The following is a 7041-nucleotide window of genomic DNA, read 5'->3' as shown; positions in this document are numbered from 1 at the left end:
GCCTGGACGGGCGCACGCTGGGCGATCGAGTACAACCAGCAGGATGAGTTGGCGCGGCTGCTCGATTCGGGGCTGGATATAAACGCCCGGAACAGCGATGGATGGACGCTGCTGATGGTTGCCGCTTGGAAAGGCAATCTGAAGAGCGTGCAATATCTGGTCGGACGCGGCGCTGATCAAAGAGCACGAAACAACAATGGAGAAACAGCCGCTCAGCTTACTTCCGACGCCAATGTGCGAACGTTTCTAGGCGGTGCGAAGAAAGCTGGTCCCAAACCAGCACAAGATAACTATTGCACGCGTATGTATCACGAGGCGACGCGCCTGTGCGACACGGGTGGTGCCGGAAGTTACTGTCGCATCAGAGCGGCAAACGACGCCCAGGAGTGTGAGAAGACGGGACGCTGGCCCTAACCACCTTGGGGGTGAGCGGCAGTCCGCAAGGCGGGAAGGCCGGCTATGCGCCGACGTTCCCGCCTTTCTCCCCTTACGCCGTCTGGGCTTCCAGCCCGTAGGCCAGCAGCCGTTCCACCGACGCGCGGCGGTCGCCGGCCGTGGCGAAACGGGCGCGGGCCTCGGCGGACTGCCGGTCGCGGAAAGCCGCGTCGCTCGCCAGCGCGGCGGCGCGCTCCAGGAACGCCGCGTCGTCGGCCACCGTGAAGGCCGGTCCGGCCACGGTCGCCACGTCGCCCGCCGCTATGGTCACCACCGGAACCCCGTCGGCCAGCGCGAAAGCCGCGCTGCCGCCGCCGCCCTGGCGGCGCGGGTTCAGATAGGCGGTGACGAGGGGGTGCAGCGCCCGCACGTCCTCCACGTCGCCCAACGTGTGGACGCGGTCGGCGTTGCGCAGGGCGGCGATCCGCTGCGGCAGCGACTCCACGCCGCCGGCGACGGCGATCCGGGCCTCCGGCAGGCGGTCAAGCAGCGAATCCGCCAGCGCCAGGAAGTCCGGGCCGGCCTCCTGGTCCAGGCGGTTGCCGACCACGAGGAAGAGCGGCCCCCCATCCGGCCCGACCTCGGGAATGCCGAAATCGGCGCGGCTGCGCTCCGGCCCCGTGGGCGGCAGGGTCCAGCCGAAGGAGAAGGGGCGGAAGCGTTCCGCCATGTCCGCCGGCCAGCCCTGGGGCGTGTCGGCCTCGCCATAGCCCAGCACCAGCCGGGCCATCGACAGCGGCAGGCCCGAGGAGGTCGGCAGGCAGATCACCGGGCGCGCGCCGGAGAACAGGTCGGCCACCACGTTGGACCCGCCGAAGGCGACGATCACGTCGGGGTCGAAGCCGTCAACGTAATCGACGATGGCGTTCACCTTCTCCTCGTCGAAGCGCTTCTGCGGGAAGGACATCATGCGGACCCGAGTGCCGAAGGCGGCGATGACCTGCTCCCCGTCATAGTCCTCGGTGATGTTGTAGGAATATTCGGGGACGAATCCGTTCTCGCCGGTGATGGCCATGGCGTTCGGGTTGATGATGACCACCTCGCGCCCGAATTCGTCCTGCAGGCGGCGGGCAAAGTCGAAGGCGTCCGCCGTGGGCTGGTGCCCGGCGCCGAGCATCTGGTTGGTGATCAGGGCGATCCGTTTCACCTCGCCGCGCGGCGTGGCGCGCTTCATGCGGCGGCGCAGGTGGTAGCGCAGCGCCGTCTCGTCCACCATCAGTCGGTAGTAATCGGTGAGGTTCCCGGTGTGGAAGGCGCCGGCATTGCCGTGCCGTGCCGCACCCTGGAACAGCTGCATCGCCATGCCCCAGAAGGCGTAATGGATCGACGGCACGGTGAAGCGCATCGGGTCTTCCAGGACGGCGTCCGTCAGCGCTTCGTAATGGGCGACGTCGCCGTCGAGCCAGAACAGCAGCGAGTGGCGCCGCATCACGTCGCCCATGGCGTATCCCGCATCGACTTCCGTCGTTGCGGCGCGGCGGGTCTCGTCGTCGTAGCGGCGGATCAGCCCAGCCAGAGCGCTGACGTTGCCCCAGCCTTCGCCCTCGTTGGTCAGCAGGGTCAGGGCGCGGGCAAAGCTCACCGCCGCGTCGCGGGTCTGGCCGGTGGCGTGCAGGGCGTGGCCGAGATTGGCGTGCAGCAGGGGTGAAGTCGGGTCGCCGGCCACCGCCTGTCCGATCAGGTCCACCGCCTCCGCCGGACGCCCGCCTTGCAGCCCGATGACGCCAAGCAGGTGCAGCGCGTCCGGATGGCCGGGCGACGCCGCCAGCACCTCGCGGTACAGGCGTTCCGCCTCCGCGGTGCGGCCGGCGCGGTGGTGTTCGGTCGCAACGGCCAGCGTCTGTTCGATGGTGTCCATGGTCGGCGTTCCTGCTGCTTGGTCCCTGACGGCATGTTTACGCGCTTTTAGGGCGGATGCGCTGAACTTTTCCCATGCAGCGCACCGCGACATTCTTGTGGCATCTTGTCCCGACGGCAACCCTGGCGATTGCCCTCGCGTTCGTTTCGCCTGGCGTCCCCCGAGCGCAGGGCGGCGCCACCGCCGCCGAAACCACTCCGGCGCGGCAAATCGTCATCAGCCTGACGGAGCGCCGGCTTCATCTGCTGGAGGAGGGACGCCCGCCGCGCTCCTTCCCCGTCGCCATCGGGCGGCCCGGCGTGGCGATTCCGCTGGGGGACAGCCAAATCCTGCGCAAGCGGCGCAACCCGACCTGGCGCCCCACCGCCAACCAGCGCCGGGAGAATCCGGCGTTGCCGGCGTCGGTGCCGCCGGGGCCGTCCAACCCGCTGGGCAAGTTCGCGCTCGACCTCGGCTGGACGGCCATCGCCATCCACGGCACCAACGAGCCGGATTCGGTGGGCCGCCGGGCCAGCGGCGGCTGCTTCCGCATGCTGCCCGCCGACATCGCCACCCTGTTTGAGATGGTGCCGGTCGGAACCCCCGTCCGAGTCGTCTCCGGGCCGGTGGTCCTCCCGCCACCGCAAGCCGCCGCTGCGGTCGCCGTCGCGGCGGAGTTCCCGGCTCCGACCCCGGCGCCCCTTCCGAAGGTTGCGCCACCGCTTCCCATCCTGCCCGACCCGCGCTGCGCCACGGCCGGCGCACCGCTGCGCCGGATGATCTGCACGGTGCCGGACCTCGCCGCGCTGGACGGGCGGGCGCGCGGCCTGCACCAGCGCCACCTCGCCGCCCTGCCGGCGGAGCGCCGCGATGCCGCGGCCTATGCGCTGCTTCAGGAGGAGCGCCGCTTCGACGACCGCATCACCGCCCGCTGCTGGGTCCGCCGCGGCATGGAGGAGGACCCGGCGGTCGCTGCCGCCGCGCGGGCCTGCCTGAGCGACGCCCTGACCCTGCGATTGGAGGAGGCAAAGCGCCGCTGATCGCCGCCGGATCCGCACAGGAAACTTGTCACGACTACGAAGGACTGCTACGCCGCTCAGGCTTGGCCATCCGGGGCTCTCCCAAGGGCGAATCGTGCATGCCGTTTGACTATTACCTGAACATCGCCGCGTCGGGCCTGCTGACCGGACTGGTCTACGGGCTGGCGGCGCTCGGCCTGTCGGTCATCTTCGGCGTCGTGCGCGTGGTCAATTTCGCGCATGGCGAGATGATGGTCGCCGGCATGTACGGCGCCGTGCTGCTGGCCGGAGTTCTCGGGCTCGACCCGATCCTGGCGGCGCCCGTCGTCGCGGCGGTGCTGTTCGCCTTCGGCTGGGTGCTGCAGCGCGGGCTGGTCAACCGCTTCGTGGAGCGGCCCGAGCACATGCAGTTCATCCTGCTGCTGGGCATTGCGACGATCATCCTGAACGCCATGCTGATGCTGTTCGGGCCGGATTCGCGCAACGTCATGGTGCCCTACAGCTTCGACACGGTGGAGATCGGGCCGCTGCTGCTCGACGCGGTGCGGCTGCGCGCCGGAGCCGGGGCGATCGTGGTGACGGTGGCGCTGTTCGCCTTCTTCCGCTTCAGCCGCACCGGCAAGGCCATCCGCGCCTGCGCCGACAACCCGCTGGGCGCCCGCGTCGTCGGGCTGAACATCGACGGGCTCTACGCGCTGACCTTCGGCATCGGCGCCGGGGTGGTGGGCATCGCCGGGGCGCTGATGACTCTGCTGGTCGACTCCCGGCCGCAGCTCGCGCCGGAATACACGCTGCTCAGCTTCATCATCGTCATCGTCGGCGGGCTGGGCAGCCTGCCGGGCGCCCTGCTCGGCGGCATGCTGATCGGCTTTTCGGAGGCGATGGCCGGCTTCCTGCTGGACCCCTCGCTCAAATCCCTCTTCAGCTATGGTGTGCTGATCGTGGTGTTGCTGCTGCGCCCGCAGGGCCTGCTGGGGAAACGGTCGTGACGGGGCGCGGGATCGTCCTTCTGGCGCTGTGCGGCGCGCTGCTGCTGGCCGCGCCGATGGTCGCCGACCGCTACGTCCTTTCGGTGCTGACCACGGTGCTGTGGTTCGCCTATGTCGGGCAGGCGTGGAACGTGATGATGGGCTTTTCCGGCCTGCTGTCGCTGGGCCACGCGCTCTATGTCGGGCTGGGGGCCTACGCCAGCGCCGCTCTGTTCGTGCATTTCGGCATCGGCCCCTGGGCGGGCATGTGGGTGGCCATGCTGGCGGCGACGGCGGCGGGCTGCTTCATCGGCTTCCTGGGCTTCCGCTTCGGCGTGCGCGGCGTGCATTTCGCGCTGCTGACCATCGCCTTCGCCGAGGTCGCGCGCATCGGCTTCGACCATCTGCAATGGTTCGGCGGCTCGGGCGGCTTCTTCATCCCGGTGGCGGGCGACGCCGGCAACGACCTGCTGAACCTGCGCGGCTCGCCGGAGCTGTTCTACTACGTGATCCTGGCGCTGGTCCTGGCCGCGCTGGCCCTGTCGCGGGTCCTGCTGCACAGCCGGCTTGGCTACCAGTGGCTGGCCGTGCGCGAGGAGCCGGAGGCGGCGGAGGCGGTCGGCGTCGACCTGTTCCGCGCCCGCATCGCGGCGGTGGCCGTGTCCTCCGCCCTGACCGCGCTGGGCGGGGTGTTCCAGGCCTTCTACTTCAACAACCTGTTCCCCGAGCAGGTCTTCTCCATGGGCCGCTCCATCGAGATCATCCTGCCGGCCATCGTCGGCGGCATCGGCACGCTGATCGGGCCGATCCTCGGGGCCTTCATCCTGACCCCGCTGGGCGAGCTGCTGACCTTCCTGATCGAGGCGACCGGCTTCGACCTGCCGGGCCTGAAGCAGCTCTTCTACGGGGTGGCGCTGGTGGTGATCGTCGTCTACCGCCCGGACGGTGTGTGGCCGTGGCTGGCCGACCGGCTCGGGCTCGTCCGCCGCCCTGGGGAGGATGCGTGATGGCCGGGCTTCTGGAGGTCGAGGGCCTGTCCAAGCGGTTCCGCGGGCTGAAGGCCGTCTCCAACGTCGGCTTCTCCGTGCCGGAGGGCCGGATCGTCGCGCTGATCGGGCCGAACGGCGCCGGCAAGACGACCACCTTCAACCTGATCGCCGGGGTCTTCCCGCCCGATGAGGGGCGGGTGCATCTGAAGGGCGCGCCGATCACCGGGCTGAAGCCCAACCACATCTGCACGGCGGGCATCGGCCGGACCTTCCAGATCGTCAAGCCCTTCGGGCAATTGTCGGTCGAGGAGAATGTGGTGGTCGGCGCGCTGGCCCGCGAACGGTCGGTGGCGGCGGCGCGCGACCACGCCCGGCGGGTGCTGGACCGGCTGGGGCTGGCCGATCAAGCCACCCGCCCGGCGCGCAGCCTGACCCTGCCGGACCGCAAGCGGCTGGAGGTCGCCCGCGCGCTCGCCACCCGCCCGAACCTGCTGCTGCTGGACGAGGTGCTGGCCGGCCTGCGCCCGACCGAGGTCGACCGCATGGTCGAGGTGCTGCGCGACCTGAACCGGCGCGAGGGCATGACGATCCTGATGATTGAGCATGTGATGCGCGCCGTGATGGCCCTGTCCGACCGGGTGGTCGTCCTGGACCACGGGGAGAAGATCGCGGATGGCCTGCCCGCTGAAGTTGTGGCGAACCCCAAGGTGATCGAATCGTATCTGGGCGCCGAGGATATCTGACCGGCCGTTCGCCCCAGGCGGCCCCGGCGCTGGAAACACTCCTTTAATGTTTGTTGGCCCATCATTCGTTCCCAGATAAGGGCAACGACCGACACAGCAACGTCCGGTCGAGAAATCAAGCGTCCGGAAAGGATGCTGCACGGGAGGAACGAATGAAGGCACTCGGCAATCTGCGGATTGGCCAGCGGCTGTCCATCGGCTTCGCGGCGGTGATCGCGGTGCTGGTGGTGACGGTCGGCACCGGCCTGCTGCTGACCGACAACGGGAAGACGCTCAGCCGTCTGGTGGCCGATGTCCGCATGCCGACGGCGCTGGCCGGGCAGGGCATCGTCGCATCCGTCACCGCGACCAACGCGGCCATGCAGGGCTATCTGCTGACCAACCGCGAGGACCTGAAGCAGGAGCGCAACGTCGCCTGGGACCGCATCGACGCCCTGCGCCAGGAGATGGACGGCCTGTCCGCCCGCTGGTCCGATCCGCAGGTCCAGGCCACCTGGGACGCGGTGAAGCCGCTGCTCGACCATCTCCGCCGCGATCAGGACATGGCGGAATCGCTGGGCACCATCGGCGACCAGATGGGGGCGCTGAACTCCCTGAACGACGACGCGATCCCGCGCGCCAACCAGGTGATGAGCCTGCTGGTCGGCGACGCCCGGTCGAACGACTCCAGCGGCCTGATCCCGCGCCAGCGCGCCCTGCTGCAGGCCGACACGGAGGGGATGATCCAGGGCGCCGACCGTCTGGTGATGATCCAGGCGGTTCTGCTGACCCTGGGGCTGCTGATCGCGGCGGCGGCGATCCTGCTGACCGCGCGCTCCATCGTGCGGCCGCTGGGCGCCATGACCGAGGCGATGCGGCGGCTGGCCGACGGCGACGCCGCGACCCCTGTGCCGGCCACCGGGCGGGGGGACGAGATCGGGCAGATGGCCAAGGCGGTGCTGGTCTTCAAGGACAACATGATCGCCGCGCGGGAAGCCGCCGCGCGCGAGCAGGCGGAGCAGGACGCCCCCGCCCGCCGCACCCCCGCCACCGCGGAGCCGTCCGCCAGCC

The 7041-nt window shown here is 69.9% G+C and carries 7 protein-coding genes; 6 read left to right on the top strand and 1 reads right to left on the bottom strand.

Translation table 11 applies throughout. From position 1 onward, the window contains the following. Positions 1-414, top strand: a 414-nt coding sequence (locus GBZ26_RS25135) for an ankyrin repeat domain-containing protein (protein ID WP_174441177.1), incomplete at its 5' end; no start/stop codon positions are given. A gap of 73 nt (positions 415-487) precedes the next feature. Here the strand turns inward: GBZ26_RS25135 and GBZ26_RS25130 are convergent. Continuing rightward, positions 488-2293 carry a tetratricopeptide repeat protein gene (locus GBZ26_RS25130; protein ID WP_174441176.1) on the bottom strand — a complete coding sequence of 602 codons (1806 nt, stop codon included), beginning with the start codon at positions 2291-2293 and terminating at the stop codon, positions 488-490. A gap of 95 nt (positions 2294-2388) precedes the next feature. On the opposite strand from GBZ26_RS25130, the gene GBZ26_RS25125 reads away from it, so the two are divergent. The 5 genes from GBZ26_RS25125 to GBZ26_RS25105 all read left to right on the top strand — a co-directional run. Next, positions 2389-3312: a L,D-transpeptidase gene (locus tag GBZ26_RS25125; protein WP_247884902.1), complete on the top strand. Its 924-nt coding sequence runs from the start codon at positions 2389-2391 to the stop codon at positions 3310-3312. A 98-nt stretch (positions 3313-3410) separates the two neighbouring features. After that, complete coding sequence (locus GBZ26_RS25120; RefSeq protein ID WP_109138729.1) at positions 3411-4280, top strand: branched-chain amino acid ABC transporter permease; 870 nt, start codon at positions 3411-3413, stop codon at positions 4278-4280. Continuing rightward, on the top strand, positions 4277-5266 hold the full coding sequence (locus GBZ26_RS25115) for an ABC transporter permease subunit (RefSeq protein ID WP_174441174.1): 990 nt from the start codon (positions 4277-4279) through the stop codon (positions 5264-5266). The genes GBZ26_RS25120 and GBZ26_RS25115 overlap by 4 nt, the downstream gene beginning before the upstream one ends. Then, positions 5266-5991: an ABC transporter ATP-binding protein gene (locus GBZ26_RS25110; protein ID WP_174441173.1), complete on the top strand. Its 726-nt coding sequence runs from the start codon at positions 5266-5268 to the stop codon at positions 5989-5991. The genes GBZ26_RS25115 and GBZ26_RS25110 overlap by 1 nt, the downstream gene beginning before the upstream one ends. A 152-nt stretch (positions 5992-6143) precedes the next feature. Beyond that, the coding region (locus GBZ26_RS25105; protein WP_174441172.1) for a HAMP domain-containing protein at positions 6144-7041 on the top strand (898 nt) is incomplete at its 3' end.

Origin of the sequence: Azospirillum formosense, assembly GCF_013340925.1 — a bacterium.
In the GTDB taxonomy this organism is placed as follows: Bacteria; Pseudomonadota; Alphaproteobacteria; order Azospirillales; family Azospirillaceae; genus Azospirillum; species Azospirillum formosense.
Note: the sequence above shows the minus strand (reverse complement) of the source record. Positions and strands in the feature narration are given on the sequence as shown.

Excerpts from the sequence above, each read along its gene's own strand:
- GBZ26_RS25120 (WP_109138729.1), top strand. The coding sequence starts at position 3,411 with ATGCCGTTTGACTATTACCTGAACATCGCCGCGTCGGGCCTGCTGACC.
- GBZ26_RS25110 (WP_174441173.1), top strand. The coding sequence starts at position 5,266 with ATGGCCGGGCTTCTGGAGGTCGAGGGCCTGTCCAAGCGGTTCCGCGGG.
- GBZ26_RS25130 (WP_174441176.1), bottom strand. The coding sequence starts at position 2,293 with ATGGACACCATCGAACAGACGCTGGCCGTTGCGACCGAACACCACCGC.